This is a genomic window from Streptomyces sp. NPDC037288 (assembly GCF_055603265.1).
The window spans coordinates 18,205-44,675 of sequence record NZ_JBVJVY010000035.1 but is presented as its reverse complement, the minus strand read 5'-3'; the positions used below and the strand labels follow the sequence as shown (position 1 = coordinate 44,675).

Below are 26,471 nucleotides of genomic sequence, written 5' to 3'. Positions count from 1 at the left end.
GCCGTGCGCGGATCGGCCCTCCGGTTGACCCATGCACGCATCCGGTTTCCCTACGCTGGGTTACGTGCAGCGCCTCTACGACTTCCTCCGCCGCCACCCGACCGGGGTCGACGCCTTCTGGGCCGTCGTCCTGCTCGGGCTGTCCGGCGTGAGCGTGGCCAATCTGAACGGGGCGCCGGGGCACCACGGGTCGGTCGCCGCGGCGATGACCGTGTCCGTCGTCATGGGTGTCGTCGTCGCGCTGCGCCGCCGCTACCCGGAGGCGATGCTGCTGGTCGCGTGCGCGACCGGGCTGGCCCAGCTGGTCCTGGACGTGGGGACGACCCTCGCCGACTTCGCCATGCTGGTGATCACCTACACCGTCGCGGCGGTCGGCGCTCGCTGGGCATCCCGGCTGGCGCTCGCCGTCAGCTTCGTCGCGGCGGCCCTCGCCCAGATCCGCTGGCCGGTCGAGCACTCCAGCTTCGCCGGGGAGGTGGCCCTGGTCGTCTTCCAGACGGTGCCCTTCGCGCTCGCCTGGGTGCTCGGTGACTCCATGCGCACCCGGCGTGCCTACTTCGCCCAGCTGGAGGAGCGCGCGGCCCGCCTGGAGAAGGAGCGCGAGGCGCAGTCGAAGGTCGCGGTGGCCGCCGAGCGCGCCCGTATCGCCCGGGAGCTGCACGATGTCGTCGCGCACAACGTGTCGGTGATGGTGGTGCAGGCGGACGGCGCCGCCTATGTCCTCGACGCCGCGCCCGACCAGGCCAAGAAGGCGCTGGAGACGATCTCCTCCACCGGCCGTCAGGCCCTCGCCGAGATGCGCCGTCTGCTGGGCGTGCTGCGTACCGGCGAGCACCAGGAGGGCGGGGAGTACGTCCCCCAGCCGGACGTCGGGCAGATCGACGACCTCATCGAGCAGTGCCGCAGCTCGGGCCTCCCGGTCGACTTCAAGGTCGAGGGCACCCCGCGTCCGCTGCCCAGCGGCGTGGAGCTGACCGCGTACCGGATCGTCCAGGAGGCGCTCACCAACACGCGCAAGCACGGCGGGCCCAACGCGGGCGCGAGCGTGCGGCTGGTCTACTTCGACGACGGGCTCGGCCTGCTCGTCGAGGACGACGGCAAGGGCGCCCCGCACGAGCTGTACGAGGAGGGCGGTGCCGACGGCCAGGGACACGGTCTGATCGGCATGCGGGAGCGGGTCGGTATGGTCGGCGGCACCCTGGACGCAGGCCCGCGTCCGGGCGGAGGATTCCGCATCAGCGCCCTGCTGCCGCTCAAACCGGCGCACTGACGCAGCCGCGCGCCCCCCGTTGACACCAGTAACACCCTCACCCCGAAGCAACTCCCACCGCCCCGAACGAAAGAGGCCCGATGACGATCCGCGTGATGCTCGTCGACGACCAGGTGCTGCTGCGCACCGGGTTCCGGATGGTGCTCGCCGCCCAGCCGGACATGGAGGTCGTCGCGGAGGCGGGCGACGGCGTCGAGGCCCTGCAGGTGCTGCGGTCCACGGCCGTCGACGTCGTCCTGATGGACGTCCGCATGCCGAAGCTGGACGGCGTGGAGGCCACCCGGCGGATCTGCGCCGATCCCAACCCGCCCAAGGTGCTGATCCTGACCACGTTCGACCTCGACGAGTACGCCTTCTCCGGGCTGAAGGCGGGCGCCTCCGGCTTCATGCTCAAGGACGTACCGCCCGGTGATCTGCTGGCCGCGATCCGTGCCGTGCACAGCGGCGACGCGGTCGTGGCGCCCTCCACCACCCGGCGTCTGCTGGACCGCTTCGCGCCGATGCTGCCCTCCGCCGGCAAGGAACCGCAGCACAAGGAGCTGGAGCGGCTCACCGAGCGCGAGCGCGAGGTGATGGTGCTGGTCGCACAGGGCCTGTCCAACGGTGAGATCGCGGCCCGGCTGGTGCTGAGCGAGGCGACGGTGAAGACCCATGTGGGCCGCATCCTGACCAAGCTCGGCCTGCGCGACCGGGTCCAGGTCGTGGTGCTGGCCTACGAGACGGGGCTGGTGCGCGCGGGCGGGCACGGCTGACGCGGGAGCCGCCCGGGCGCGGCCTCAGCGCAGGACGCCCTCGATGAAGTCGCTGCCCAGCCGGGCCACCGCCGCCAGGTCCAGGTGGTGCTGGACGTACCGGCCGCGGCGGCAGTCGGTGATCAGGCCCGCCTTCTTCAGCACCGCGAGGTGCCGGGATATCTCGGGGGCCGACATGCCGTGGGCGTCGGCCAGTTCGCCGGTGGTGTGCGGGGACCGGGCGAGATGCCGGCACAGCCGCAACCGCACCGGGTGGGCCAGCGCCCTGCGCCTGCGTGTCACGCGCCCGCGCGCCCCGCGCCGGCGTGCCCTGTGTCCGTGCGCCCGCGCGCGCTGTGCTCACAAGCGCGGGCGTGCGCCACCGCGCGATCACCCTGCGGGCAGCCGGCGCGTGAAGTCGGCGACGGCCGCCCGTACGTCGTCCGCCGTCCACTCCAGGCCCGGCGAGCGTACGGCGACCTCGCTGAAGGAGACCCCGGGCCCGCCGCGGTCCCAGGGATTGGCGAAGAGGAACGTCCCCGTCTCCTCGGCCTGGCGCACCGCCGCCTCCATCACGACGTCCGGGTCGTACGGCAGCCAGACCTGGAAGTCGTGGGTGTGCGGTTCCCCGGGGTGCACGCGCGCCCACGGGACCCCGGCCGCGGCGAGACCCTCGCGCAGCGCGGCGGCGACCACGCGCGCGTGCCGCACGTAGTCCGGCAGCCGGGGCAGCTCGCGCTCCAGGCCGGCGAGGGCCGACAGCACGGTGGGGAACTGCTGGAAGACCATGCCGCCGTACCGGTGCCGCCATGTCTTCGCCTCCTCCACCAGCGTCCTCGGTCCGGCCAGCGCGGCGCCGCCGAAACCGTCGAGGGACTTGTAGAACGACACGTAGACGCTGTCGGCCAGGCCCGCGATCTCCGCCAGGGGCCGGCCGAAGCGGACCGTGCACTCCCACAGGCGCGCTCCGTCGATGTGCACCACCGCGTCGCGCTCCCGCGCGGCCTCGACGACCTCGGTCAGCTCCTCCCAGGTGGGCAGCACGAAACCGGCGTCCCGGAGGGGCAGTTCCAGCATCAGCGCGCCGAAGGGCTCGTCGAAGTCGCGTATCTCGGCGGCGGTGGGCAGCCGGGGCTCACTGGTCACGCGCACCGGCCGCAACCCGCTGACCTCGCTGAACGCATGCCGTTCGTGCACCTCCGGGTGGGCCAGGGCGTGCAGGGCGACCGTGTGGTTGCCGGTGCGGCCCGCCCAGCAGCGCAGGGCCACCTGCTGGGCCATCGTGCCGGTCGGGAAGAACGCGGCGGCCTCCGCGCCGAGCAGGGCAGCGACCCGTTCCTCCAGGTCCGCCACGATCCCGTTGCCGTACATGTCCGCGGGCTGGTCCAGGTCGTACACCTCGGGTGCCGCTTCCTGGAGGTCTGCCAGCCGCTCCCGGATCGTGCGTCTGAGGCCCGGGCGCGACAGCACGCGTTCCGCCTTCGCGAAGGCGACCCGGCGCCGTTCCCGCAGCCGCTCCTGCGGGGACTGTTCCGTCTGCCGCTCTTCGTCCCGCTCCGTCGTATCGGTCATGGGCGGATCATGCCGTGCCGGAGGCCGGGCGGGCAGCCGGATTTCGGAGCGCCGGCGCCTTGGGCCCGCGCGGGCCCAGGCCACGGCCAAGGGCACGGGCGGACACGCGGCTGCGGCGCGTACACGTGGCGTAACCCACAGCCTGTGGACAACCGGTCGGCGCCGGATCGAGATAGCGTTAACATGACGAGAAATCGTCCGGTACCCAGAGCGGACTGGAACGGGAAGGCCGCCGTCGCGTGAGTACAGTCCACCAGCCAGACCTCAAGGACCGCCCCGCGCGGCTCACCGTCGGCGTCGTCGGCGCCGGCCGCGTGGGCCCCGCGCTCGCCGCGTCCCTCCAGCTCGCCGGGCATCGCCCGGTGGCCGTCTCGGGCGTCTCCGACGCCTCCCGGCGGCGCGCCGAGACCATGCTCCCGGACGTGCCGCTGGTGCCGCCCGCCGAAGTCCTGCAGCGCGCCGACCTGGTGCTGCTCACCGTCCCCGACGACGTCCTGCCCAGCCTGGTCACCGGCCTCGCCGAGACCGGTGCGGTACGGCCCGGGCAGCTGCTCGTGCACACTTCCGGCCGGTACGGCGCGGGCGTCCTCGACCCCGCCCTGCGCGCGGGCGCGCTGCCGCTGGCCCTGCACCCGGCGATGACCTTCACCGGCACCCCCGTGGACGTCCAGCGCCTCGCCGGCTGCTCCTTCGGCGTCACCGCGCCCGAGGAGCTGCGGCTCGCCGCCGAGGCCCTCGTCATCGAGATGGGCGGCGAGCCCGAGTGGATCAGCGAGCAGAACCGCCCGCTCTACCACGCGGCCCTCGCGCTCGGCGCCAACCACCTGGTGACCCTGGTCGCCCAGTCGATGGAGCTGCTGCGCACGGCCGGCGTCGGGGCGCCCGACCGGATGCTCGGCCCGCTGCTCGGCGCCGCCCTGGACAACGCGCTGCGCTCCGGTGACCTGGCGCTCACCGGGCCCGTCGCGCGCGGGGACGCCGGCACGGTCGCCGCGCACATCACCGAGCTGCGCACGCACGCCCCGCAGACCGTCGCGGGCTACGTCGCGATGGCCCGCGCGACCGCCGACCGGGCACTCGCGCACGGCCTGCTGAAGCCCGAACTCGCCGAGGACCTGCTCGGCGTCCTGGCCGACGGCGCCGACGGCACGAACGGCACGAACGGCACTCACGGCACCGAGGGGAACGACCGATGACCACCGCCCTGCTGAGCACCGCCGGCGAGCTGCACGCGCGCGTGCGCCGCGGTCGCCGCGCCGTCGTGATGACCATGGGCGCCCTGCACGAGGGCCACGCCACCCTGATCCGCACGGCGCGCGAGATCGCGGGGCCGGACGGCGAGGTCGTCGTCACCGTCTTCGTCAACCCGCTGCAGTTCGGCGCGGGCGAGGACCTGGACCGCTACCCGCGCACCCTCGACGCCGACCTGAAGCTCGCCGAGCAGGCCGGCGCGGACGCGGTGTTCGCGCCGTCCGTGGACGAGGTCTACCCCGGCGGTGCCCCCCAGGTCCGGATCACCGCCGGCCCCATGGGCGAACGCCTGGAGGGCGCCTCGCGGCCCGGCCACTTCGACGGCATGCTCACCGTCGTCGCCAAGCTGCTGCACCTCACCCGGCCCGACGTGGCGCTGTACGGGCAGAAGGACGCCCAGCAGCTGGCCCTGATCCGGCGCATGGTGCGGGATCTGAACTTCGGCGTCGAGATCGTCGGCGTACCGACCGTGCGCGAGGAGGACGGGCTGGCCCTGTCCAGCCGCAACCGCTACCTCTCGCCCGACGAGCGCCGTACCGCGCTCGCGCTGTCCGGCGCGCTGTTCGCGGGCCGCGACCGGCACGCCGCGCAGGAGGCGCTGCGCGCGCGTGCCCGGGAAGTGCCCTCCACGCACGCGCGTGCCGAGGCGCTGAGCGCCCTCGGGGAGTCCCGCGCGGCCGCCGACGCACACGCGGTCGCCACGGCGTCCCCCGGCGGCCCGGCGGCCGTCCGCGCGGCCGCACGGCAGGTGCTGGACGAGGCCGCGCGCCTCGTCCCGCCGCTCGCACTGGACTACCTGGCCCTCGTCGACCCGTCCGACTTCACCGAGATCGGTGACGACTTCACCGGCGAGGCCGTCCTCGCCGTCGCCGCCCGGGTCGGCACGACCCGGCTGATCGACAACCTCCCTCTCACCTTCGGAGCCGCCTCGTGACCAGCACAGGCACCAGCACAGGCATACGACTGCACGCGCCCGCCCCCGGGTGGTCCATCCCGGCGGACGTGGTCGTCGTCGGCTCCGGAGTGGCCGGTCTGACCGCGGCCCTGCGCTGCGACGCCGCGGGCCTGACGACCGTCGTCGTCACCAAGGCCCGCCTGGACGACGGCTCCACGCGCTGGGCGCAGGGCGGCATCGCCGCGGCGCTCGGCGAGGGCGACACGCCCGAACAGCACCTCGGGGACACCCTGGTCGCGGGCGCGGGCCTGTGCGACGAGGAGGCCGTACGGATCCTCGTCACCGAGGGCCCCGACGCGGTGCGGCGGCTGATCTCCACCGGCGCCCACTTCGACACCGACGACGAGGGCGACATCCACCTCACCCGCGAGGGCGGCCACCACCGGCGCCGGATCGCCCACGCGGGCGGCGACGCGACCGGCGCGGAGGTCTCCCGGGCGCTCGTGGAGGCCGTACGCGCGCGTGGGCTGCGCACCGTCGAGAACGCGCTCGTGCTGGACCTGCTCACCGACGCCGAGGGCCGTACGGCCGGGGTCACGCTGCACGTGATGGGCGAGGGCCAGCACGACGGCGTGGGCGCCGTGCACGCCCCCGCGGTGGTCCTCGCGACCGGCGGCATGGGCCAGGTGTTCTCCGCGACCACCAACCCGTCCGTGTCGACCGGTGACGGCGTGGCGCTGGCGCTGCGCGCGGGCGCCGAGGTCAGCGACCTGGAGTTCGTGCAGTTCCACCCCACCGTGCTGTTCCTCGGCCCGGAGGCCGAGGGTCAGCAGCCGCTGGTCTCCGAGGCGGTGCGCGGCGAGGGCGCCCACCTGGTGGACGCCGACGGTGTGCGCTTCATGGTCGGGCAGCACGAGCTGGCCGAGCTGGCGCCCCGGGACATCGTCGCCAAGGGCATCCTGCGGCGGATGCTGGAGCAGGACGCCGAGCACATGTTCCTCGACGCCCGGCACTTCGGCGCCGAGATGTGGGAGCACCGCTTCCCGACCATTCTCGCCGCCTGCCGCGCCAACGGCATCGACCCGGTCACCGAGCCCATCCCGATCGCCCCGGCCGCCCACTACGCCTCCGGAGGCGTCCGCGCCGACGCGCAGGGACGCACGACCGTGCCCGGCCTGTACGCGTGCGGCGAGGTCGCCTGCACCGGCGTGCACGGCGCGAACCGGCTCGCCTCCAACTCCCTCCTCGAAGGCCTCGTCTACGCCGAGCGGATCGCCGCCGACATCGCCGCCGTGCGAGCGGAGGACGGTCTCCACGCGCGCGTGCCCCAGCCCGTCCCGGACCCCGAGAGGCCGGCGCAGCCGCTGCTCGCCCCCGAGACCCGGTTCGCCATCCAGCGGATCATGACCGAGGGCGCGGGCGTGCTGCGCTCGGAGGAGTCCCTCGCGAAGGCTGCCGGGCAGCTCCAGCAGCTGCACAGCGAGGCCCGTGACGCCCTCGACGAGAACGGCAAGACCGCCGAGCCCGGCGTCGACACCTGGGAGGCCACCAACCTCCTGTGCGTCGCCCGCGTCCTGGTCGCCGCCGCGCGGCTGCGCGAGGAGACCCGCGGCTGCCACTGGCGCGAGGACGGCCCCGAGCGCGACGACACCCACTGGCGGCGCCACATCGTCGTACGGCTGAACCCCGACCGGTCGCTGGCCGTGCACACCACTGACACCGCAGACTTCCCCCCTACCCGGTAACACCCAGCGCCCAGGAGCAGTGACGAACGTGAGCACCGACGACCTTCCCCTCGCCCCCGCCGGCGGCTGCGGCGACGGCTGCGCCTGCGGCGCCGAGGGCGACGAGGAGTACCTGGAGAGCGGGCTCGACCCCGCGCTCGCCGAGCTGCTGGCCGCCGCCGGGCTCGATCCCGTAGAGGTCGAGGACATCGCCAACGTGGCCATCCAGGAGGACCTGGACGGCGGCGTGGACGTGACGACCGTCGCGACCATCCCCGAGGAGACCGTCGCCACCGGCGACTTCACCGCGCGTGAGGCGGGCGTCGTGGCGGGCCTCAGGGTCGCCGAGGCCGTGCTCTCCGTGGTCTGCACGGACGAGTTCGAGGTCGAGCGGCACGTCGAGGACGGCGACCGGATCGAGGCCGGGCAGAAGCTGCTGTCGGTCACGACACGCACGCGTGACCTGCTGACCGCCGAGCGCAGCGCGCTGAACATCCTGTGCCGCCTGTCCGGCATCGCGACCGCCACGCGCGCGTGGGCGGACGCGCTGGAGGGCACCAGGACGCGGGTGCGGGACACCCGTAAGACGACCCCCGGGCTGCGCTCGCTGGAGAAGTTCGCCGTCCGTTGCGGCGGCGGCGTCAACCACCGCATGTCGCTGTCCGACGCGGCCCTGGTGAAGGACAACCACGTGGTCGCCGCCGGCGGTGTCGCGCAGGCCTTCAAGGCCGTCCGGGAGCAGTTCCCGGAGGTGCCGATCGAGGTGGAGGTCGACACCCTGCACCAGCTGCGCGAGGTGGTCGACGCGGGCGCGGACCTGATCCTGCTGGACAACTTCACGCCCGACGAGTGCGCGGAGGCCGTCGGGATCGTCCGCGGCCGGGCGCTGCTGGAGGCCTCCGGGCGGCTGACGCTCGACGTCGCGCGCGTGTACGCCGACACGGGCGTGGACTTCCTGGCCGTCGGCGCGCTGACCCACTCCTCGCCGATCCTGGACATCGGCCTGGACCTGCGCGAGGCGGAGTAACGGCCATGCTGCTCACGATCGACGTCGGCAACACGCACACCGTCCTCGGGCTGTTCGACGGCGAGGACATCGTCGAGCACTGGCGCATCTCCACGGACGCGCGCCGCACGGCGGACGAGCTGGCGGTGCTGCTGCAGGGCCTGATGGGCATGCACCCGCTGCTCGGCGAGGAGCTGGGCGACGGCATCGACGGCATCGCGATCTGCGCGACGGTTCCGTCGGTGCTGCACGAACTGCGCGAGGTCACCCGGCGCTACTACGGCGACGTCCCCGCCGTCCTCGTCGAGCCGGGCGTGAAGACGGGCGTGCCGATCCTCACCGACAACCCCAAGGAGGTCGGCGCGGACCGGATCATCAACGCGGTGGCGGCCGTCGAGCTGTACGGCGGCCCGGCGATCGTCGTCGACTTCGGTACGGCGACCACGTTCGACGCGGTCTCCGCGCGCGGGGAGTACGTGGGCGGCGTCATCGCGCCCGGCATCGAGATCTCCGTGGAGGCGCTCGGCGTCAAGGGCGCGCAGCTGCGGAAGATCGAGGTGGCCCGGCCGCGCAGTGTGATCGGCAAGAACACCGTCGAGGCCATGCAGGCCGGCATCGTGTACGGCTTCGCGGGGCAGGTCGACGGGGTCGTCAGCCGGATGGCGCGGGAGCTGGCCGACGACCCGGACGACGTCACGGTGATCGCCACGGGCGGGCTCGCGCCGATGGTGCTGGGGGAGTCGTCGGTGATCGACGAGCACCAGCCGTGGCTGACGCTGATCGGGCTGCGCCTGGTGTACGAGCGGAACGTGTCGCGGCTGTGAGGCGACCGGCGCCCTGGGGCGCCGGTTCTCACGCGCGCGTGGGTGGCGCCGTGTCCGTGGCCCCGGTCGGGGGAAACCGGGAGCGACACGCGTCGAAAAAACATCCCGATCCGTCACTTTTGTCCGATTAGCGGTAGCGTCGCCGCATGCCCACGCCATACGGATCCCGCGGCGGCATGGCGTTCGGCGTGGAGGAGCTGCGTGTGCTCCGCCGCGCCCTCGCCCTCGCCCTTCACCCCGGCCAAGCGTCCGCCGAGGACGTCAAGGACTGTTTCCGGCTCGCAGAGTCGCTCGACGAGGCGATGCGCGAGGGGGCGAGACTGCGCGCTTTCCTGGTGGCCGACCTCGGCCGGTACCGGGCCGCGCTCCCGGGTACCGCCGCCGGCTACCTCACCCTTCTGGAGGAGGCGCTGGGGGCTGGGCACCGGCCGACGCCGGACGATCTCGCCGCACTGCGGGCGCTGCGCGGCAACCCGGTGGCGGCCGTGCTGCTGGACCGCTGCCAGGGGCTGGCCGAGCAGGACGTTCGGGCCCGGTTCGCGCAGGGCGCGCGCAGGGTGCCCGCACCCGCCGTGCCGCCCTCACGCACCCGTCTGCTGGCCCTTCCGGGCGGCGGGGCGGACTCCGGGGCGCGGCAGGCCGAGGAGTCGCAGAAACCGGCGCAGAAGCCCGCACAGAGCCCCGCGACGAAGCCGGCGCCCAAGCCCGGGCCGGCGCCCGCGGAGCGGCCCGCCGCGGAGCCGGCCGCGCCGAAGCGGCCCATCCCGACGCCGGGGGAGGTCTTCCCGCGCCGCAAGCCGACGCCCCCGGCGGACCCGGCCGAGAGCCGCCAGCTGGCCGCCGGCTGAGCACCGCGCCGGTCCCCACCACCGGCACCAACGGCACCAACGGCACCATCAGCACCACTGGCACCACGCGCAACCCCGTGCGGGCGTCGGCGTCGGCGGTGCGGGTGGCTTTCGGCGACGGCCGGGGCGGTTCGCGTACCCCGTACCTTTCGCCCGGTGTCCCGTGGCTACTCTGGAGGCATGGACTACGTCTCCGCGCTCGTGCCCCCGGTCGTGATGGCCGTGTTCTTCGTCGGTGTGGTCAGGGTGATCGTGAAGACCCAGGGCGGGGCCGCCAAGGCCAAGGAGGACGCCGCCGTCGACGCGGCCCTCGCACGCGCCGAGGGTGCACGTCAGGCCTCCGCCGGCGGCGACGCCTGAGTCGGCCCGCCGGGCGGGCGCTGTCCCGGTGCGGCTTCGAGTCGTACGCCCTTTTTGTTCCCATTCACGGGTTTAGTGCACGTCCGGCACGCCATTGCGTGGATCTCCCACTATTGTTCTGAGTTGTGCCTCGCCCATTGGGAGAACTCGAAGACGCGGTCATGACGCGGGTGTGGAAGTGGAACCGCCCGGTGACCGTTCGAGAAGTCCTGGAAGACCTCCAGCAGGAACGCTCCATCGCGTACACCACCGTGATGACCGTTTTGGACAATCTCCATCAGAAGGGCTGGGTCCGCCGCGAGGCGGAAGGGCGGGCCTATCGATATGAGGCCGTCTCGACACGGGCCGCGTACGCCGCCGCCCTCATGAACGACGCCTGGTCGCAGAGCGACAACCCGGCCGCCGCACTCGTCGCCTTCTTCGGGATGATGAGCGAGGAACAGCGCCAGGCCCTCAGCGACGCCGTACGCATCGTCCAGGGCCCGGAAACCGTTCAGGCCCCCGAGCCGCGGCAACGGGAAGCCGCGCAAGAGGAAGCCGCGCAACAGCAGGCGCCCGAAGCCCGGCAAGAGGAGAACCCCGGCTCGGCCGGGGCCGCGGACGGGCGATAGCGTCCGCTCATGTCAGCCGAGCGTCCTGAAGTCTCCGCAAAAGCCATCACCGTCCGGCGCGCCCGCACCAGCGATGTCCCGGCCGTGCGCCGCCTCCTCGACGCCTACTCCCGTGACCGCATCCTGCTCGACAAAGCCACGGTCACGCTTTACGAGGACATCCAGGAGTTCTGGGTCGCGGAACGCGACGACAACGCCGAGGTGGTCGGCTGCGGCGCGCTGCACGTCATGTGGGAGGACCTCGCGGAAGTCCGCACTCTCGCGGTGAAGCCCGGCCTCAAGGGCGCCGGCGTCGGCCATCAGTTGCTGGAGAAGTTGCTGCAGACCGCGCGCTGGCTCGGCGTTCGCCGGGTTTTCTGCCTGACCTTCGAAGTGGACTTCTTCGCGAAGCACGGCTTCGTGGAGATCGGGGAGACACCGGTCGACACCGATGTGTACGCGGAGCTCTTGCGTTCCTATGACGAGGGCGTCGCGGAGTTCCTGGGTCTCGAACGAGTGAAACCGAACACCTTGGGCAACAGCCGGATGCTTCTGCATCTGTGATCGTCATTGCCCCGGTTCCCTATGTCCGAAACGCGCATGTTTCCGGACAGAGGCGGTCCGCCGGTCCTCTACCGATCCTCTCCCAGGGGTTTGTGTTTTTCCGGCAAAAGCGGTTTGCTTTCCGACGTACTGCAGTACTGCATATAACAGGGGCGGTGAAACGGCGGACGCCGCACACCCCTGGCCCTCAACGTTATCGATGAAAGGAAATCCGGTGGCACAGAAGGTTCAGGTCCTTCTTGTCGACGACCTCGACGGCGGCGAGGCGGACGAGACGGTGACGTTCGCGCTGGACGGCAAGACCTACGAGATCGATCTCACGACCGCCAATGCGGACAAGCTGCGCGGCCTTCTCGACCCCTATGTGAAGGGCGGTCGGCGTACCGGAGGCCGTGCGTCGGGCGGACGTGGAAAGGCGCGCGCCGCTTCCGGTGGCAACCAGGACACCGCGGCGATCCGCGCCTGGGCGAAGGAGAACGGTTACGAGGTCAACGACCGCGGCCGTGTTCCCGCGTCCATTCGCGAGGCCTACGAGAAGGCCAACGGCTGATCCCGCCGGCAGGCGGTCGGCAGCCCGGCGCGCAGGCGCCGCAGCCGGACCCGGTGACAGTGCGCTGCCACCGTGTCCACCAGCCGTACGAGATCGGGGGCGCTCCCCTCGCGCCCCAGAGCCGGCATGGCCGGCAGCGAGGCCTCGACCTCGCCTCCGGGCCCGGGGGGCCGCAGCCATACGGCGGCCCCCTGCAGGGATCCGGCCCCCCTCTGAGCGGCTCCGCCGAGGACCGTCACGGGCGGTACTACTCCAGCGGCGCCGCCCACCGGTGCTTCGCACCCCGTGGCGTCGCCCACCGGTGGCCTGAGCCCCGCGTGGACGCCCGCCGGTGCACTGAGCCCCGCGGCGACGACCGCCGGCGGCGCCGGTGCCTCCATCGCGCCGCCCGCGCCCAGGACCCGCAGATCGAGGGTCACGGCGCCCCACTCCAGCCAGTCCAATAGCCCCGGCAGCTCCTCCGCGCCGCCCGTGGCCAGCAACAGCTCCATCCGGTCGCCCCGTAGGGCCACCGGAGAGCCCGGCGCGAGATGCCGGAGCGCGCCCGCGCCCGCCTCGGCCGGCACGTCCAGGACGTCGAACCGCACCCCTGTGAGCAGTCGCAGCGGCCGTCCGGGCACCGTCGGCCACCCCAGATCGTTCTCGTACCAGTGACGGGCCCGGGCATCCGGGCAGGCCGGAAGGCCACCGGTGTCCGGGACGCCCGGATCCGAGGGACGACGGGGAAAGGGGACCGTTGAGAGCGTGGGGACCGAGCCGACCATGCCCACCGCAACCGCCGAAGCGACCGGCAAGTTACGCTGGGTGCTCTGTCGATCGCGCAAAGTGCCGAAAAGGGGGGCGCGCGGAGGTGCGGGGAGGCGCAAGGTTGTTCGCCCATAGCGGAGCGAACCGGTGCGCGCGGCATGGAGTGTGAGTCCCGGCGGGTAAGACATGCCTAGTGGGAGGGGGCGACACGCAGGGCGGGCCGTCTCACGTTCGCCATCGGCGTACTGGCGAGTGGGATAAGTGCCTGGCCTGCGGGAACATCGTCTCGCACCATCGGGTTGGAGCAGATGTCGGCGTTCGGGGTCAGGAGGCCATCGACGGTGTCGGCAGTTGGAATGAGCGGTCCCCGCTTGCGGGACTAAGCTGCGGAAGGACAGGGAGGGGAAGTTCCCCCCACTGCCTGACCGCTCTGAGGAGCGATTAACGATGTTCGAGAGGTTCACCGACCGCGCGCGGCGGGTTGTCGTCCTGGCTCAGGAAGAAGCCCGGATGCTCAACCACAACTACATCGGCACCGAGCACATCCTCCTGGGTCTCATCCACGAGGGCGAAGGTGTCGCCGCTAAGGCCCTGGAGAGCCTCGGCATTTCGCTTGAGGCGGTCCGCCAGCAGGTGGAGGAGATCATCGGCCAGGGCCAGCAGGCCCCGTCCGGGCACATCCCCTTCACCCCCCGTGCCAAGAAGGTCCTGGAGCTGTCGCTCCGCGAGGCCCTTCAGCTGGGCCACAACTACATCGGCACGGAGCACATCCTGCTCGGCCTGATCCGCGAGGGCGAGGGCGTCGCCGCCCAGGTCCTGGTCAAGCTGGGCGCAGACCTCAACCGGGTGCGGCAGCAGGTCATCCAGCTGCTCTCCGGTTACCAGGGCAAGGAGACCGCCGCCGCCGGCGGCCCGGCCGAGGGCACCCCCTCGACCTCTCTGGTCCTGGACCAGTTCGGCCGGAACCTCACCCAGGCCGCTCGTGAGTCCAAGCTCGACCCGGTCATCGGGCGCGAGAAGGAGATCGAGCGGGTCATGCAGGTGCTGTCCCGCCGTACCAAGAACAACCCGGTGCTGATCGGTGAGCCCGGCGTCGGCAAGACCGCCGTCGTCGAGGGCCTCGCCCAGGCCATCGTCAAGGGCGAGGTGCCCGAGACGCTGAAGGACAAGCACCTGTACACGCTTGACCTCGGCGCCCTGGTCGCCGGCTCCCGCTACCGCGGTGACTTCGAGGAGCGCCTGAAGAAGGTGCTCAAGGAGATCCGCACCCGCGGCGACATCATCCTGTTCATCGACGAGCTGCACACGCTGGTCGGTGCGGGTGCCGCCGAGGGCGCCATCGACGCGGCCTCCATCCTCAAGCCGATGCTGGCCCGCGGTGAACTGCAGACCATCGGTGCGACCACCCTGGACGAGTACCGCAAGCACCTGGAGAAGGACGCGGCCCTGGAGCGCCGTTTCCAGCCCATCCAGGTCGCCGAGCCGTCCCTGCCGCACACGATCGAGATCCTCAAGGGCCTGCGCGACCGGTATGAGGCGCACCACCGCGTCTCCATCACGGACGAGGCGCTGGTCCAGGCCGCCACCCTGGCCGACCGCTACATCTCCGACCGCTTCCTGCCGGACAAGGCGATCGACCTGATCGACGAGGCCGGTTCCCGGATGCGCATCCGCCGGATGACCGCTCCGCCGGACCTGCGTGAGTTCGACGAGAAGATCGCCGGCGTCCGCCGGGACAAGGAGTCCGCGATCGACTCGCAGGACTTCGAGAAGGCCGCCTCCCTGCGCGACAAGGAGAAGCAGCTCCTGGCCGCCAAGGCCAAGCGGGAGAAGGAGTGGAAGGCCGGCGACATGGACGTCGTCGCCGAGGTCGACGGCGAGCTGATCGCCGAGGTTCTCGCCACGGCCACCGGTATCCCGGTCTTCAAGCTGACCGAGGAGGAGTCCAGCCGACTGCTCCGCATGGAGGACGAGCTCCACAAGCGGGTCATCGGCCAGGTCGATGCCGTCAAGGCGCTGTCGAAGGCGATCCGCCGTACGCGCGCGGGCCTCAAGGACCCGAAGCGTCCGGGTGGTTCGTTCATCTTCGCCGGCCCGTCCGGTGTCGGTAAGACCGAACTGTCCAAGGCGCTCGCCGAGTTCCTCTTCGGTGACGAGGACGCGCTGATCTCCCTCGACATGTCGGAGTTCAGCGAGAAGCACACGGTGTCGCGTCTCTTCGGTTCCCCGCCCGGATACGTGGGTTACGAAGAGGGCGGCCAGCTGACCGAGAAGGTCCGCCGCAAGCCGTTCTCGGTCGTCCTCTTCGACGAGGTCGAGAAGGCCCACCCGGACATCTTCAACTCGCTGCTGCAGATCCTGGAGGACGGTCGCCTGACCGACTCCCAGGGCCGGGTCGTGGACTTCAAGAACACGGTCATCATCATGACGACCAACCTCGGCACCCGGGACATCTCCAAGGGCTTCAACCTCGGCTTCGCCGCCGCGGGTGACACGAAGACCAACTACGAGCGCATGAAGAACAAGGTGTCGGACGAGCTCAAGCAGCACTTCCGCCCCGAGTTCCTCAACCGCGTCGACGACGTGGTCGTCTTCCCGCAGCTGACGCAGGCGGACATCCTGCGGATCGTCGACCTGATGATCAGCAAGGTGGACGAGCGCCTGAAGGACCGGGACATGGGCATCGAGCTCTCCCAGTCCGCCAAGGAGCTGCTGTCCAAGAAGGGTTACGACCCGGTGCTGGGCGCGCGTCCGCTGCGTCGCACGATCCAGCGCGAGGTCGAGGACACGCTGTCGGAGAAGATCCTCTTCGGTGAGCTGCGTCCCGGTCACATCGTGGTCGTGGACACCGAGGGCGAGGGCGAGACCCAGGCCTTCACCTTCCGGGGTGAGGAGAAGTCGGCGCTGCCCGACGTCCCGCCGATCGAGCAGGCGGCCGGCGGTGCTGGGCCGAACCTGAGCAAGGACGCGTAAGCGTCACGGTCGAGCGAAAGGGGCCGGTGCCCGAGGGCACCGGCCCCTTTCGCATGCCCAAGAACGCCGGTTACGACAACTGGCCGTTGTAGTCCGGCAGTTTGAAGGTCTTCTCGGCGTGGCCGCCGGAGAGGTCGGTGGCGCTGTTGCCGATGTTCGCGATGATCCGGTAGCCCTTGTTCTCGATGTCGACGCGCTGGGCGGTCTTGTAGTCGGCGACATCCTTGAAGAGGTCGAACAGCCCGCGGACGTAGAGCCCGGAGACGTCGTAGCCGTCGTGCGCGAGGTTGTACTCGGTGGGCAGGTAGATGATGCCCGGGCGGGCCGTGACGAAGAACAGCGAGACGCCGTGGTCCTGGGCGTACTTCGCGACGTTCAGCACGGGCTTGTTGGCCGGCTGCGGGTAGCTGAAGCCGTAGTCGGTCTCCAGGGTGGTGTTGTCGATGTCGAAGACGATCGCCTGCTTCTCGCCCGGCTCGGCGGCGGCGATGCGCTCCTTCAGGTAGGGCAGGGCCTGGTCCATCACCGTCTGGCAGTCCTTCTGCCAGGTGGCGTAGTCGACCTTTGCGGAAGAACCGGAGGAGTCGGCCGTGGTCGCGGCCTGGGCCGGGGCGGCCATCGCGGCCAGCGCGGCCACGGAGACGGCGGTGGCGGAGATGCGGTGGGCCCAGGGGCGTCTGGTCATCGGTGGGGGTCCTCTCACGTCCGTACGTCCGTACGCGTGCCTGAATGTCAGGAGCATGATCTGAGGTGAGGGTGGCGCGAGGGGAACCGTAGGGTTACCGGACGGTAGGTGCCTAGGGGTGTGCATCACATTTCCGTGATCGTCGGTTTGGACGGCCGGTGATAAGCGGCACAGGCGAAATGTCCCTTACTAGGCTGGATAGTGGGATCCATCACCGGGATGAAAAGGACTTTCGTCCAGGAAAAGTGCGGTCCTCCATCAGCGCCTTTGCGGTCACCTACTACGAGGTGCCGTAGATGGGGCGTTTGGGGCCTGACGGGCTGCTCGGCTACCAAGGGATGGCCGCTCCGCCGGACGCCTGTTCGCGGGGTGGCGGTTCTGTCTCCGAGTCCATGAGGTTTCGATGTCCCAGCGCGCCACGTCCCGTTCCTCCCGTACGTCCCCGCTCCGCACCCGCGTGGCCGTCCTGGCCGCCGGTATCGGCGCCACGGCCGTGCTGGGGACCGGGGTCGCGAGCGCCGCCGCTCCGTCGGCCGCCGCCTGGGTCGACCCGGTGAAGACGTACACGCTCTCCGCCAGCTTCATGCAGGCCGGCAGCCACTGGGTCGCCAAGCACAGCGGGCAGGACTTCGCCGTGCCGACCGGCACCGAGGTCGTCGCCGCGCACGGCGGCACCGTCGTCAAGGCCGGCCCGAACGGCGCCGGTGACGGCCCCGCGTACGGCAACGCCGTTGTGATCAAGCACGGCAACGGCACCTTCTCGCAGTACGCGCACCTGTCCCGGATCGACGTCAAGGCCGGCCAGATCGTCAATACCGGCCAGCACATCGCCCTCTCGGGCTCCACCGGCAACTCCACCGGCCCGCACCTGCACTTCGAGATCCGTACGACCCCGAACTACGGCTCCGCCGTGGACCCGGTCGCGTTCCTGCGCGCCAACGGCGTCACCGTCTGAGCTAGTCCTTCTCGCGGGCGTGTTCGTGCGCCTGTGTGATCAGGTCCAGGGCGACCTCGAGAACGGCCTCGCGCTTCTTCTCGGGGTCGCCTTCCAGGTCCTGCATCACGAACATCCCCGCGTGCAGCGTGAACATCGCGCTGACGGAGCGCACCTGGTCCACGAGGTCGGCCTCGGGGTCGATCAGGATGTCCCGGAGGCCCCGCATGCGCTCCTTGAAGGCGTCGCCGATGCGCAGTTCCCGCACGGTCGCCTGGTTCTCCTGCATGAAGCGGAACAGCGGCTCGGCGCCGGACAGGGCCTCGCTGTAGCGCCGTACGAGGTCCTGTTTCGTCTCCAGGGTGTGCGGCTGGCTGCGGCCCCACTCGATCAGGTCCTCGATCGGTTTCGTCAGATCCTCGAAGAGGCTGACGATGATCTCCTCCTTCGTCTTGAAGTGGTAGTACAGGGCCGCCTTCGTGACGTCGAGACGCTCGGCGATCTCGCGCAGAGAGGTCTTCTCGTAGCCCTGCTCCGCGAAGAGTTCGAGTGCCACGTCCTGGATGCGCTGGCGGGTGTTGCCGCGGCGCTGCTGCTTGGTGCCGTCCATGGTGACGCCCATCCTCGTACTCCTCGCGCTCCCGCGGAAACTTACTTGACGCCCGGCTAGTAGCGCGTCTACCTTCCCAGTGTAGTGAGCTAGCCGGGCGGCAAGTAAGTAGCTGCCGCAGGGGGAGTGGGAAGAGATGGCGGACACGGTGAAAAGCGGCACGGAGGGCAAACGGCCCAGGAGCGTGCGGGTGGTTCTGCTCGCGCTCATGATCGCGATGATGCTCGCGATGCTCGACAACATGATCGTGGGTACGGCGATGCTGACGATCGTGAGCGATCTGGGCGGCCTGGAGCACCTGTCCTGGGTGGTCACGGGCTACACCCTGGCCACCGCGGCGTCGACCCCGATCTGGGGCAAGGTGGGGGACATGTACGGGCGCAAGGGCGCCTTCCTCAGCTCGATCGTGATCTTCCTGATCGGTTCGGCGCTCAGCGGCATGGCCCAGAACATGGGCGAGCTGATCGGCTTCCGTGCCCTGCAGGGCCTCGGCGCCGGCGGGCTGATGGTCGGCGTCATGGCGATCATCGGCGATCTGATCCCGCCGCGGGAGCGCGGCAAGTACACCGGCATGATGGCCGGCGTCATGGCCCTGGCGATGATCGGCGGCCCGCTGGTCGGCGGCACCATCACCGACAACTGGGGCTGGCGCTGGGCCTTCTACATCAACCTGCCGCTGGGTGCGGTGGCCCTGGTGCTGGTCAGCGCCGTGCTGCACCTGCCCAAGAAGCGGACGCAGGCGCGCATCGACTACCTGGGCGTCACGCTGCTGACCGTCGGCATCACCTCGATCGTGCTGGTCACCACCTGGGGCGGCAGCGAGTACGCCTGGACCTCCGCGCGGATCATGGAGCTGATCGGCATCGGCGTCGCCGCGCTGATCGGGTTCGTGTTCTGGCAGACCAAGGCCGCCGAGCCGGTCGTGCCGCTGCACATGTTCAACAGCCGCAACTTCACCCTGATGTCCCTCATCGGCTTCATCACCGGCTTCGTGATGTTCGGCGCCACGCTCTATCTGCCGCTGTACCAGCAGGCCGTGCAGGGCGCCTCCGCGACCAACTCCGGTCTGCTGCTCCTGCCGATGCTCGGCGCGATGCTGGTGACCTCGATGGTCGCGGGCCGGGTGACCACCAACAGCGGCCGCTACAAGATCTTCCCGATCGCCGGCGGCGCGCTGATGATCGTCGGGCTGTACCTGCTGTCGCTGATGGACACCGGTACGACCCGGCTGTCCTCCGGCGTCTACATGGCCGTCCTGGGCCTGGGCATGGGCTGCCTGATGCAGGTCACCATGCTGGTGGCGCAGAACAGCGTGGAGATGAAGGACATGGGCGTGGCCTCGTCGTCCTCGACGCTGTTCCGTACGCTCGGCTCCTCCTTCGGTGTGGCCATCATGGGCGCGCTGTTCAACAACCGGGTCCAGCACGTCATGGCCGAGCGGGCCGGTGTGCTCGGCAAGGGTGTCACCGAGAAGTCCGCGCAGCTGACCCCGGACAGCCTGAAGAAGCTGCCGGCGCCGATCCGGGACGCGTACCAGCACGCGGTGTCCGCCGGCACGCACTCGGCGTTCCTGCTGGGCGCGGCGGTCGCGGTGGCCGTGCTGATCGCGGCGCTGTTCGTGAAGGAGGTCCCGCTGAGGAGCGGGAAGCCCGCGGCGGAGAGCGGCGACGACGTGGCCGCGCTGCAGGTCGTCGAAACCGTCTGAGAAGTACCCGAACCGAAGACCCCGGGTGGGTGTCCGCCCCCGGGGTCTTCTGCGTTCGTGCCGGTCGGAGCCGTTGTCAGTGCCCCGTGTCACCATCGGCCGCATGGACAAACTGCGCCGTATGCGTCTGGCCAAGGACGTCATGGACCGGGACTGGGCCGACCCCGGTCTCGACCTCGACGCGGTCGCCGCGCGTGCCGGGTACTCGCGGTTCCACTTCCTGCGCGCCTTCAAGGACGCCTACGGCGAGACGCCGGGCCAGTATCTGACCCACCGGCGCATCGAGCGGGCCGAGGAGATGCTGCGCTGCGCCAACCTCACCGTGACCGAGATCTGCACGCTCGTCGGCTTCAGCAGCCTCGGCACGTTCTCCGCCCGCTTCAAGGCCCGCACCGGACTCACCCCGAGCGAGTACCGCGCCCGGCACGTGGGCCGTGGTGCCTCCCTGATACCCGGCTGCTACGCCATGCTCTGGGCCGGCGGATTCAGCACCGCAAGATCGGAGAAGCGCCCCGGGCCCGGCCCTGCCTACGGTGACGAACGGGAATCCGTCCCACCGCACGACGCCGCCGACAGGAGAGCCGAACCATGATCAAGGGGCTTGCCATCACCACCGTCTGGGTCCTCGACCAGGACCGGGCCAAGGAGTTCTACACCCAGAAGCTGGGCCTCGAGGTCCGTACGGACATGACCATGGGGGACGGCGGCATGCGCTGGCTCACCGTCGGCGCCCCCGATCAGCCCGACGTGGAGCTGACGCTCATGGTGCCGGGGCCGCCCGCGATGGACCCGGAGTCCGCGGAGATGATGAGGAAGCTCATCGCGAAGGGGGCGCTCGGCGCGGGGGTCCTGGCGACCGATGACATCCACGGCGACTACAAGAAGCTCAAGGAACGCGGGGTGGAGTTTCTTCAGGAGCCTCAGGAGCGGCCGTACGGCACGGAGGCGCTGTTCCGGGACGACTCCGGGAACTGGTTCTCGTTCACCCAGCGGCGGGAGGGGGGCCTGGATCCGGAGCGGGACTGGGGTTGCTGAGCGCCCGATGGCTCGGGGTGCTTCGCGGTCTCGCGGCTGCGGGCCGGCTGTGGCTGGAACGGGCTCAGCCCACTCCCCCCGACAACGGCAGCGTCGGATAGCTGCCCGTGCTCGTCGGGGCGTGTTCCGGGAGCCACAGGACGGCCACCGCGCCCTCCGCGGGGATGTCGGCGGGGGTGCCGGCGGGGCGGACGTTGCGGAACGTCAGCCGGGCGCCGAGCACCCGGGCCTGGCCGGCGGCGATGGTCAGGCCGAGCCCGTGGCCCGTACCGGCGCGGTCCTTGCTGCCGGTGCGGAAGCGGCTCGGTCCCTCGGCGAGCAGTTCCTCGGGGAAGCCGGGACCGTGGTCGCGGACCCGGATGACCCGGCCCTCGACGGTCACCTCGATCGGCGGCCGGCCGTGCCGCGCGGCGTTGGCGAGCAGGTTGAACAGCACCCGCTCCAGCCGCCGGGGATCGGTGGTGACCTGCGACTCGTGCACCACCCGTACGGCGATGTCCGGGTCCTTGGCCGCCACCCGCCGGGCGACGAACTCGCCGAGCACGATGTCCTGCAGCTCGGCCCGCTCCGAGGCGCCGTCGAGCCGGGCCACCTCCAGCACGTCCTCGACGAGCGTGCGCATCGCCTTCGCCCGGTCCAGGACCAGTTCCGTCGGCCGGCCCGGCGGCAGCAGTTCGGCCGCCGTCAGCAGGCCGGTCACCGGGGTGCGCAGTTCGTGCGCGATGTCGGCGGTGACCCGCCGCTCGGCCTCCAGCCGCTGCCGCAGGGCGTCCGCCATGGCGTCCACGGCACGCGCGAGATCATCGGTCTCGTCCCGTACGACCCCGCCGATGGCCTCCCGTACCCGGACGTCGGTCTCGCCCTTGGCGACCTGGTTCGCGGCGGCCGCCGCCTTGCGCAGCCGCCCGGACAGCTGCCCGCCGATCAGGACGCCGAGCGCGCTGCCGCCGAACACGACCGCGACGGAACCGATGACCAGCGCCTGGTCGAGGTCCTTCATCACGTCGGTGGAACGGTCCGGCATATGGCTGTGCAGGGACAGCACATGCCCGTCCTTGGTGGGCACGGCCGCCCAGATGTCCGGCACTCCGCCCCGGTCGATGACGTCGCTGGCCTTGCGGCCGTCCGCGACCTTCTCGCGCAGCGCGGCCGGCAGATCCGGGTCGTCGATCTTGATGTTCGGGAAGTTCGGCCGCCGGTTCTGTTCGTAGTTGCGCTGCGCGAACTGGACGCGCTGGTTGGCCAGGTCGCGTGCGTTGTCGAGCATCGAGACCCGGGCCGCGTTGTGCACGACCAGGCTCAGCGCGATCGCCACCAGCCCGGCGACCAGCGCGATCGCCGCGCTGAGCTTCCATCTCAGTCCGGTGTGCAGGCCCGCGCGCTCCACGCGCCGGACCGGGTGTCGGAGGATCCCCCGCATCGCCGCCCCGCTCAGGCCTTCAGCTTGTAGCCGAAGCCGCGGACGGTCTCGATCCGGTCCTGGCCGATCTTCTGGCGCAGCCGCTGCACATGCACGTCGACGACCCGGGTGTCCCCGCCCCAGCCGTAGTCCCAGACCCGCTCCAGCAGCTTGTCGCGGGAGAGCACGGTGCCCGGCGCGGAGGAGAACTCCAGCAGCAGCCGCATCTCGGTCGGGGTGAGCCCGACCGGCTGCCCGGCCCGGCGCACCTCCATGCCCTCGGTGTCGATGTCCAGGTCCCCGAAGGAGAGCATCCCGCCGGTCACCGCGTCCGCGCCGGACTCGGCCGGGCTGCCGCCCCCCGCGTGTCCGAAGCGGCGCAGCACGGCCCGGATCCGCGCGACCAGCACGGCACCGTCGAACGGCTTGGTCACATAGTCGTCGGCGCCCGCCTCCAGGCCGAGGACGACGTCGATGGAGTCGGCGCGGGCCGACAGCATGATCACCGGCACGGTGGACTCGTCCCGGATACGACGGCACAGGCTGACCCCGTCCAGACCGGGGACCATGACGTCCAGCAGGGCGATGTCGGGGCGGTTCGACCGGAACGCCTCCAGGCCCGACAGTCCGTCGGGCATGGCGGTGACCGCGAAGCCGTCCCGCTCCAGGGCGAGCTGGGTGGCCTCGCGGATGACGTCGTCGTCCTCGACGAACAGGACGTGGGTCTGGTCTGCCATCCCGGTGCTCTCAGTCCTCGTGGTGTGCGTGTGGGGGGGGGTTCAGTTGTCCTGCGCGGGCGTCGCGTCGCCGCCGGTCCTGCTGTAGAAGGTCTCGTGCTTGGTCCGCTCGGTGAACCGGCCTGCCTTCCACCCGTACGTGATCACGGTCTCCCGGGACGGGTTCGACACCGCGTCGTCCGTGTCGTACACCTGCTTGGTCACGGTCAGTTCGGTGCCGTCGATCTCCGCGTAGACCGGCGATTCCTCTGCCTTGAACACATTCTTGTACGTGCCCCCGACGTCCCGGTACACGTACGTGCCGACGCCCACCCCCCAGTCACCGCAGGACGACACGTTGACGAGGACGTCGTTGACGGAGCCGCCGGTCAGATAGCCGTAGGTGACCTCGACCGGGTAGTTGTCGCCGCTGCACGGTTTCAGCTCGTGCTTCACCGTCGTCGAGACCACCGGGTCCTTCTTGAGCAGTGAGACCGCGTCCACCTGCCGGTAGCCGGTGCTCGGACTCGGGCTGGGTGAGGCGACGGCTCCCGCGACCGCCGACGCGTGTGCCGGGCCCTCGTCCCGGGTGCCGGTGCCCCCCGTGCCGCACGCGGCGACGAAAAGGGCAGGGGCGGCGAGCGCGGCCCCCACCGCGATCACCGCCTGTGTACTTCCTCGGGTCCCCGCGGACCCGGCCCCGGTCAGGCCGCGCAACGCTCCCGCTCCTCACGCTCCAGCGCGCGTGCGTCCAGATCGCGGGCCTCCAGCTCCTCGCGGAGCCGGGCGAGCGCCCGGTGCAGCGTGCTCTTGACCGTACCGGCCGACATGCCGAGGGCCGCGGCGGTCTCCTCCGTGGACATCTGCTCCCAGTGTCGCAGCACCACGACGCTCCGCTGCTTCGGTGCGAGCACTTTCATGACGTCCATCAGCAGGGCCCGGTCGGCGTGCTGCTCGGTGGAGTCGTCCACGGACGCGTCCGGCAGCTGCTCGGTCGGGACCTCCTCCAGCTTGCGCGCCCGCCACCACTCCGTGCGGGTGTTGATCATGACGCGGCGCAGGTAGGCGTCGGCGAGCCGCTTGTCCGCGATGCCATCCCAACGGCCGTACGTGCGCACCAGCGCCGTCTGCAGCAGGTCCTGGGCGTCGACGGGGTCCGGCACCAGTCGGCGAGCACTGCGCAGCAGCGCGTCCTGCCGGGTGCGGACGTACTCCTCGAACTCGAGCACCTCGCCCTGCGCCATGATCAACCGCCTCCGTTCCCCGTTCACTCCGGCTCCGTGCCTGAAGTCCTGCGTTCGTTCCCCGTGTCCGGTGGTCTGCCGGGCACGGAAAAGAAGCTACGGAGTGGTTGTCACGGCGTTGTCCGAACCAGCCTGCGGCTAGCAATCGGCTATCCGTCGGTTGTGTAACGGAGAGGGGAACGGGGTAAGCGGGTGGACCGTTATGTCCTTTTATGCAGGTCTTTGTCGAGTGGATGGGTCCGTAACAGAGGCGTAGGGGCTGTGACTTGGCTGTCCGTCAGCTGAGCGGCAGCCGATACAGACCGCCCGGCAGCGGCTCCACCAGACCGTCCGCGACGAGCCCGTCGAGCGCGCGGGCGCGCTGCACCGGCTCGTGCCACACCCGGTCCAGCACCGCCTGCGGCACCGGCGCGTGCGCCTCCCGCAGCACTGCCAGCAGCTTGCCGCGCACCTGCCGGTCCGTACCGGCGTACGTCTGCCCGCGGCGGGGCGGGCCCGCGTGCTCCGGCTTGCCGGCCAGCCGCCAGGCGCACTGCGCGGCGATCGGGCACCGCCCGCACCCCTCGTTCTTCGCCGTGCACACCAGCGCGCCCAGCTCCATGGAGGCCGCCGCCCAGCGCGCGGCGGTCCCCTCGTCCTGCGGCAGCAGCTCACGGGCGAGCCTGCGTTCGGCGGCCGTCGTCGCGTTCGGCGGGTACTGCACCCCCGTCACCGCGCGCGCGAAGACCCGGCGCACATTCGTGTCCAGCACCGGATGCCGCTGCCCGTACGCGAAGGAGGCCACCGCGGCGGCCGTGTACTCGCCGATGCCGGGCAGCGCCAGCAGCTGCGCGTGGTCCGTCGGTACGTCCCCGCCGTGCCGTTCCGTTATGGCGACCGCCGCGCCGTGCAGCCGCAGGGCCCGGCGCGGATAGCCGAGCCGGCCCCAGGCGCGCACCGCCTCGCCCGGCGCCTCCTTCGCCAGGTCGGCGGGGCGCGGCCAGCGGGCGAGCCACTCCTCGTAGACGGGCAGGACCCGGCTCACGGGGGTCTGCTGGAGCATGAACTCGCTGACCATCACACCCCACGGGCCCGCCTCCGGGCGGCGCCAGGGGAGGTCGCGGGCGTGGGCGTCGAACCAGGCGATCACGGGGGTGTGCAGCTTCTCAGTCATGGCCTTCCGATCCTGCCACGGCTCGGCCCGCCCGGTGGGTGACGGCGCGGTCACACAGCGTCGTGACGCGTGAAGGGCCGCGTGGCCGACGGCAGTTGCCGGAATGATGATCGGGAAAAGTTGGCGCTCCCGCGGCGGGTGGGGCAAGCAAGCACGGGGATCTCTCGTACAGTTTGCGCCGTGGGATCTCTGCGCAATCCGGTCGGGCCGCTTCCCTCCTCCATCTACTGGCGAAGGAGGGTCGTACTGCTGTCGGTGATCGCGGTGTTGGCGCTGCTGACCGCGTGGATCGTCACCGCCGGCGGCGGGAGCGGCAAGAAGAGCGCCGGCGGATCCGACGGCAAGAACCCCGTACCCACGATCACCCCGGGACCGTCCTCGTCCGGGCCCGCGATCAGCCAACACCCGGGCGGGCGGGACGAGTCGGGCGGCGGCTCCAGCGGAAGCGATTCCGGTTCCGGCGGCGGCAGCGGTTCGGACGGCGGCTCCACCGGTTCCTCCGGGTCCGGCGGCGGCTCGGCCGGCGGCTCGGGTTCGGCTTCCGGCGGCAACGTAGCTGCGGGCGACGCGCTCCCGGCGTCCTCCCCGCTGCCCGACTGCACGTCCGGCGCGGTGGCGTTGAGCCTGCGGAGCCTGCACAACTCCTACTCGCCCGACCAGACGCCGACCTTCGAACTCACCGCGAAGAACGGCTCGTCCACCGACTGCAAGATCGATCTCGGCTCGAAGAGCATGGTGTTGACGATCACGCCGGCGGCCGGGAACGACGCGTTCTGGTCGTCGGCCGACTGCCCGAAGGGTGCGGGGAACCTGGCGTTCCGGGTGCCCGCGGGGCAGAGCGTCACCTACACCGTGACGTGGGACCGGAAGCCGAGTGCTCCGCACTGCGCGAAGGCCTCCGGCGGTTCGGCCGGCACGGGCACCTACCTGCTGGAGGCCAAGGCGCCGGGGTTCGGGAAGGTGCGGGCGTCGTTCGTGCTGTCGGCCGACTGAGGGCGGGCGGTCGGCAGAGGGCCCCTTGAGGTTGGCGAGCTGCAGCGTACGCAAGGGGCGCGGGGAACTGCGCGACAAGCCACAACGGACCT

At 71.2% G+C, this 26,471-nt stretch carries 27 protein-coding genes and 1 pseudogene; 18 read left to right on the top strand and 10 right to left on the bottom strand.

Annotated features, from left to right (window positions below):
• Nucleotides 1-64: 64 nt before the first annotated feature.
• Both ACZ7GZ_RS31190 and ACZ7GZ_RS31185 read left to right on the top strand, forming a co-directional pair.
• Nucleotides 65-1,270: a sensor histidine kinase gene (locus tag ACZ7GZ_RS31190; RefSeq protein WP_471029247.1), complete on the top strand. Its 1,206-nt coding sequence runs from the start codon at nt 65-67 to the stop codon at nt 1,268-1,270.
• 80 nt (nt 1,271-1,350) lie between these two features.
• On the top strand, nt 1,351-2,022 hold the full coding sequence (locus ACZ7GZ_RS31185; RefSeq protein WP_471029246.1) for a response regulator: 672 nt from the start codon (nt 1,351-1,353) through the stop codon (nt 2,020-2,022).
• A 24-nt stretch (nt 2,023-2,046) separates the two neighbouring features.
• On the opposite strand, the pseudogene ACZ7GZ_RS31180 reads toward ACZ7GZ_RS31185, so the two are convergent.
• Together ACZ7GZ_RS31180 and ACZ7GZ_RS31175 are read right to left on the bottom strand one after the other, a co-directional pair.
• Nucleotides 2,047-2,295: pseudogene (locus tag ACZ7GZ_RS31180) on the bottom strand (ArsR/SmtB family transcription factor); the annotation flags it as partial.
• Nucleotides 2,296-2,391: 96 nt separating this feature from the next.
• Nucleotides 2,392-3,573: a threonine aldolase family protein gene (locus ACZ7GZ_RS31175; protein WP_471029245.1), complete on the bottom strand. Its 1,182-nt coding sequence runs from the start codon at nt 3,571-3,573 to the stop codon at nt 2,392-2,394.
• A gap of 239 nt (nt 3,574-3,812) precedes the next feature.
• Between ACZ7GZ_RS31175 and ACZ7GZ_RS31170 the strand changes: the two genes are divergently transcribed.
• From ACZ7GZ_RS31170 to ACZ7GZ_RS31125, 10 genes are all read left to right on the top strand, one after another.
• Nucleotides 3,813-4,769 (top strand): Rossmann-like and DUF2520 domain-containing protein, encoded by a 957-nt coding sequence (locus ACZ7GZ_RS31170; RefSeq protein WP_471029244.1) that lies wholly within the window; start codon nt 3,813-3,815, stop codon nt 4,767-4,769.
• A complete protein-coding gene (panC, locus tag ACZ7GZ_RS31165; protein ID WP_471029243.1) occupies nt 4,766-5,758 on the top strand; it encodes a pantoate--beta-alanine ligase in 993 nt (330 codons plus the stop codon). Before ACZ7GZ_RS31170 ends, panC begins: the two co-directional genes overlap by 4 nt.
• Complete coding sequence (locus ACZ7GZ_RS31160; protein WP_471029241.1) at nt 5,755-7,464, top strand: L-aspartate oxidase; 1,710 nt, start codon at nt 5,755-5,757, stop codon at nt 7,462-7,464. The genes panC and ACZ7GZ_RS31160 overlap by 4 nt, the downstream gene beginning before the upstream one ends.
• Before the next feature lie 28 nt (nt 7,465-7,492).
• Complete coding sequence (nadC, locus tag ACZ7GZ_RS31155) at nt 7,493-8,470, top strand: carboxylating nicotinate-nucleotide diphosphorylase (protein ID WP_471029238.1); 978 nt, start codon at nt 7,493-7,495, stop codon at nt 8,468-8,470.
• A 5-nt stretch (nt 8,471-8,475) separates the two neighbouring features.
• Nucleotides 8,476-9,273 (top strand): type III pantothenate kinase, encoded by a 798-nt coding sequence (locus ACZ7GZ_RS31150; protein WP_030651508.1) that lies wholly within the window; start codon nt 8,476-8,478, stop codon nt 9,271-9,273.
• A gap of 176 nt (nt 9,274-9,449) precedes the next feature.
• Nucleotides 9,450-10,121: a hypothetical protein gene (locus tag ACZ7GZ_RS31145; RefSeq protein WP_471029306.1), complete on the top strand. Its 672-nt coding sequence runs from the start codon at nt 9,450-9,452 to the stop codon at nt 10,119-10,121.
• A 180-nt stretch (nt 10,122-10,301) separates the two neighbouring features.
• The gene (locus tag ACZ7GZ_RS31140) at nt 10,302-10,481 is read left to right on the top strand and encodes a hypothetical protein (protein ID WP_471029237.1); all 180 of its coding nucleotides are present in this window, start codon (nt 10,302-10,304) and stop codon (nt 10,479-10,481) included.
• Nucleotides 10,482-10,642: 161 nt separating this feature from the next.
• Entirely contained in the window at nt 10,643-11,092 is a 450-nt protein-coding gene (locus ACZ7GZ_RS31135; protein ID WP_471029236.1) for a BlaI/MecI/CopY family transcriptional regulator, read from the top strand.
• A 9-nt stretch (nt 11,093-11,101) separates the two neighbouring features.
• A complete protein-coding gene (locus ACZ7GZ_RS31130; protein ID WP_471029234.1) occupies nt 11,102-11,635 on the top strand; it encodes an amino-acid N-acetyltransferase in 534 nt (177 codons plus the stop codon).
• A gap of 214 nt (nt 11,636-11,849) precedes the next feature.
• Entirely contained in the window at nt 11,850-12,185 is a 336-nt protein-coding gene (locus ACZ7GZ_RS31125) for a histone-like nucleoid-structuring protein Lsr2 (protein WP_030751806.1), read from the top strand.
• Here the strand turns inward: ACZ7GZ_RS31125 and ACZ7GZ_RS31120 are convergent.
• Entirely contained in the window at nt 12,164-12,949 is a 786-nt protein-coding gene (locus ACZ7GZ_RS31120) for an SCO3374 family protein (RefSeq protein ID WP_471029304.1), read from the bottom strand. The two genes, ACZ7GZ_RS31125 and ACZ7GZ_RS31120, sit on opposite strands and share 22 nt — an antisense overlap.
• Before the next feature lie 430 nt (nt 12,950-13,379).
• On the opposite strand from ACZ7GZ_RS31120, the gene ACZ7GZ_RS31115 reads away from it, so the two are divergent.
• Nucleotides 13,380-15,905, top strand: a complete 2,526-nt coding sequence (locus ACZ7GZ_RS31115) for an ATP-dependent Clp protease ATP-binding subunit (RefSeq protein ID WP_471029232.1) — start codon at nt 13,380-13,382, stop codon at nt 15,903-15,905.
• A gap of 70 nt (nt 15,906-15,975) precedes the next feature.
• On the opposite strand, the gene ACZ7GZ_RS31110 is transcribed toward ACZ7GZ_RS31115, so the two are convergent.
• Entirely contained in the window at nt 15,976-16,590 is a 615-nt protein-coding gene (locus ACZ7GZ_RS31110) for an HAD family acid phosphatase (RefSeq protein ID WP_471029231.1), read from the bottom strand.
• Nucleotides 16,591-16,993: 403 nt separating this feature from the next.
• Here ACZ7GZ_RS31110 and ACZ7GZ_RS31105 point away from each other — a divergent pair, with 403 nt between their 5' ends.
• Nucleotides 16,994-17,545 (top strand): M23 family metallopeptidase, encoded by a 552-nt coding sequence (locus ACZ7GZ_RS31105; RefSeq protein WP_471029230.1) that lies wholly within the window; start codon nt 16,994-16,996, stop codon nt 17,543-17,545.
• A 1-nt stretch (nt 17,546) separates the two neighbouring features.
• Here ACZ7GZ_RS31105 and ACZ7GZ_RS31100 read toward each other — a convergent pair whose 3' ends face one another.
• The gene (locus ACZ7GZ_RS31100; protein ID WP_471029228.1) at nt 17,547-18,146 is read right to left on the bottom strand and encodes a TetR/AcrR family transcriptional regulator; all 600 of its coding nucleotides are present in this window, start codon (nt 18,144-18,146) and stop codon (nt 17,547-17,549) included.
• A gap of 124 nt (nt 18,147-18,270) precedes the next feature.
• Between ACZ7GZ_RS31100 and ACZ7GZ_RS31095 the strand changes: the two genes are divergently transcribed.
• The 3 genes from ACZ7GZ_RS31095 to ACZ7GZ_RS31085 all read left to right on the top strand — a co-directional run bounded on the left by ACZ7GZ_RS31095 (nt 18,271) and on the right by ACZ7GZ_RS31085 (nt 20,874).
• Nucleotides 18,271-19,839, top strand: a complete 1,569-nt coding sequence (locus ACZ7GZ_RS31095) for an MDR family MFS transporter (RefSeq protein ID WP_471029226.1) — start codon at nt 18,271-18,273, stop codon at nt 19,837-19,839.
• Nucleotides 19,840-19,942: 103 nt separating this feature from the next.
• A complete protein-coding gene (locus tag ACZ7GZ_RS31090; RefSeq protein WP_471029224.1) occupies nt 19,943-20,431 on the top strand; it encodes a helix-turn-helix transcriptional regulator in 489 nt (162 codons plus the stop codon).
• Nucleotides 20,428-20,874 (top strand): VOC family protein, encoded by a 447-nt coding sequence (locus ACZ7GZ_RS31085; RefSeq protein ID WP_471029223.1) that lies wholly within the window; start codon nt 20,428-20,430, stop codon nt 20,872-20,874. The genes ACZ7GZ_RS31090 and ACZ7GZ_RS31085 overlap by 4 nt, the downstream gene beginning before the upstream one ends.
• Nucleotides 20,875-20,938: 64 nt before the next feature.
• Here the strand turns inward: ACZ7GZ_RS31085 and cseC are convergent, their stop codons facing one another.
• The 5 genes from cseC to ACZ7GZ_RS31060 all read right to left on the bottom strand — a co-directional run bounded on the left by cseC (nt 20,939) and on the right by ACZ7GZ_RS31060 (nt 25,386).
• Nucleotides 20,939-22,294, bottom strand: a complete 1,356-nt coding sequence (gene cseC, locus ACZ7GZ_RS31080; RefSeq protein WP_471029222.1) for a two-component system sensor histidine kinase CseC — start codon at nt 22,292-22,294, stop codon at nt 20,939-20,941.
• 11 nt (nt 22,295-22,305) lie between these two features.
• Nucleotides 22,306-23,010, bottom strand: coding sequence for a two-component system response regulator CseB (cseB, locus tag ACZ7GZ_RS31075; protein ID WP_471029221.1), 705 nt, complete (start codon nt 23,008-23,010; stop codon nt 22,306-22,308).
• 42 nt (nt 23,011-23,052) lie between these two features.
• Nucleotides 23,053-23,652, bottom strand: a complete 600-nt coding sequence (locus ACZ7GZ_RS31070; RefSeq protein ID WP_471029220.1) for a hypothetical protein — start codon at nt 23,650-23,652, stop codon at nt 23,053-23,055.
• Between the two features lie 41 nt (nt 23,653-23,693).
• Entirely contained in the window at nt 23,694-24,233 is a 540-nt protein-coding gene (locus ACZ7GZ_RS31065; protein ID WP_471029219.1) for a SigE family RNA polymerase sigma factor, read from the bottom strand.
• 277 nt (nt 24,234-24,510) lie between these two features.
• Nucleotides 24,511-25,386 carry an HhH-GPD family protein gene (locus ACZ7GZ_RS31060; RefSeq protein ID WP_471029218.1) on the bottom strand — a complete coding sequence of 292 codons (876 nt, stop codon included), beginning with the start codon at nt 25,384-25,386 and terminating at the stop codon, nt 24,511-24,513.
• 180 nt (nt 25,387-25,566) lie between these two features.
• Between ACZ7GZ_RS31060 and ACZ7GZ_RS31055 the strand changes: the two genes are divergently transcribed.
• On the top strand, nt 25,567-26,379 hold the full coding sequence (locus ACZ7GZ_RS31055; RefSeq protein WP_471029217.1) for a hypothetical protein: 813 nt from the start codon (nt 25,567-25,569) through the stop codon (nt 26,377-26,379).
• Nucleotides 26,380-26,471 lie beyond the last annotated feature (92 nt).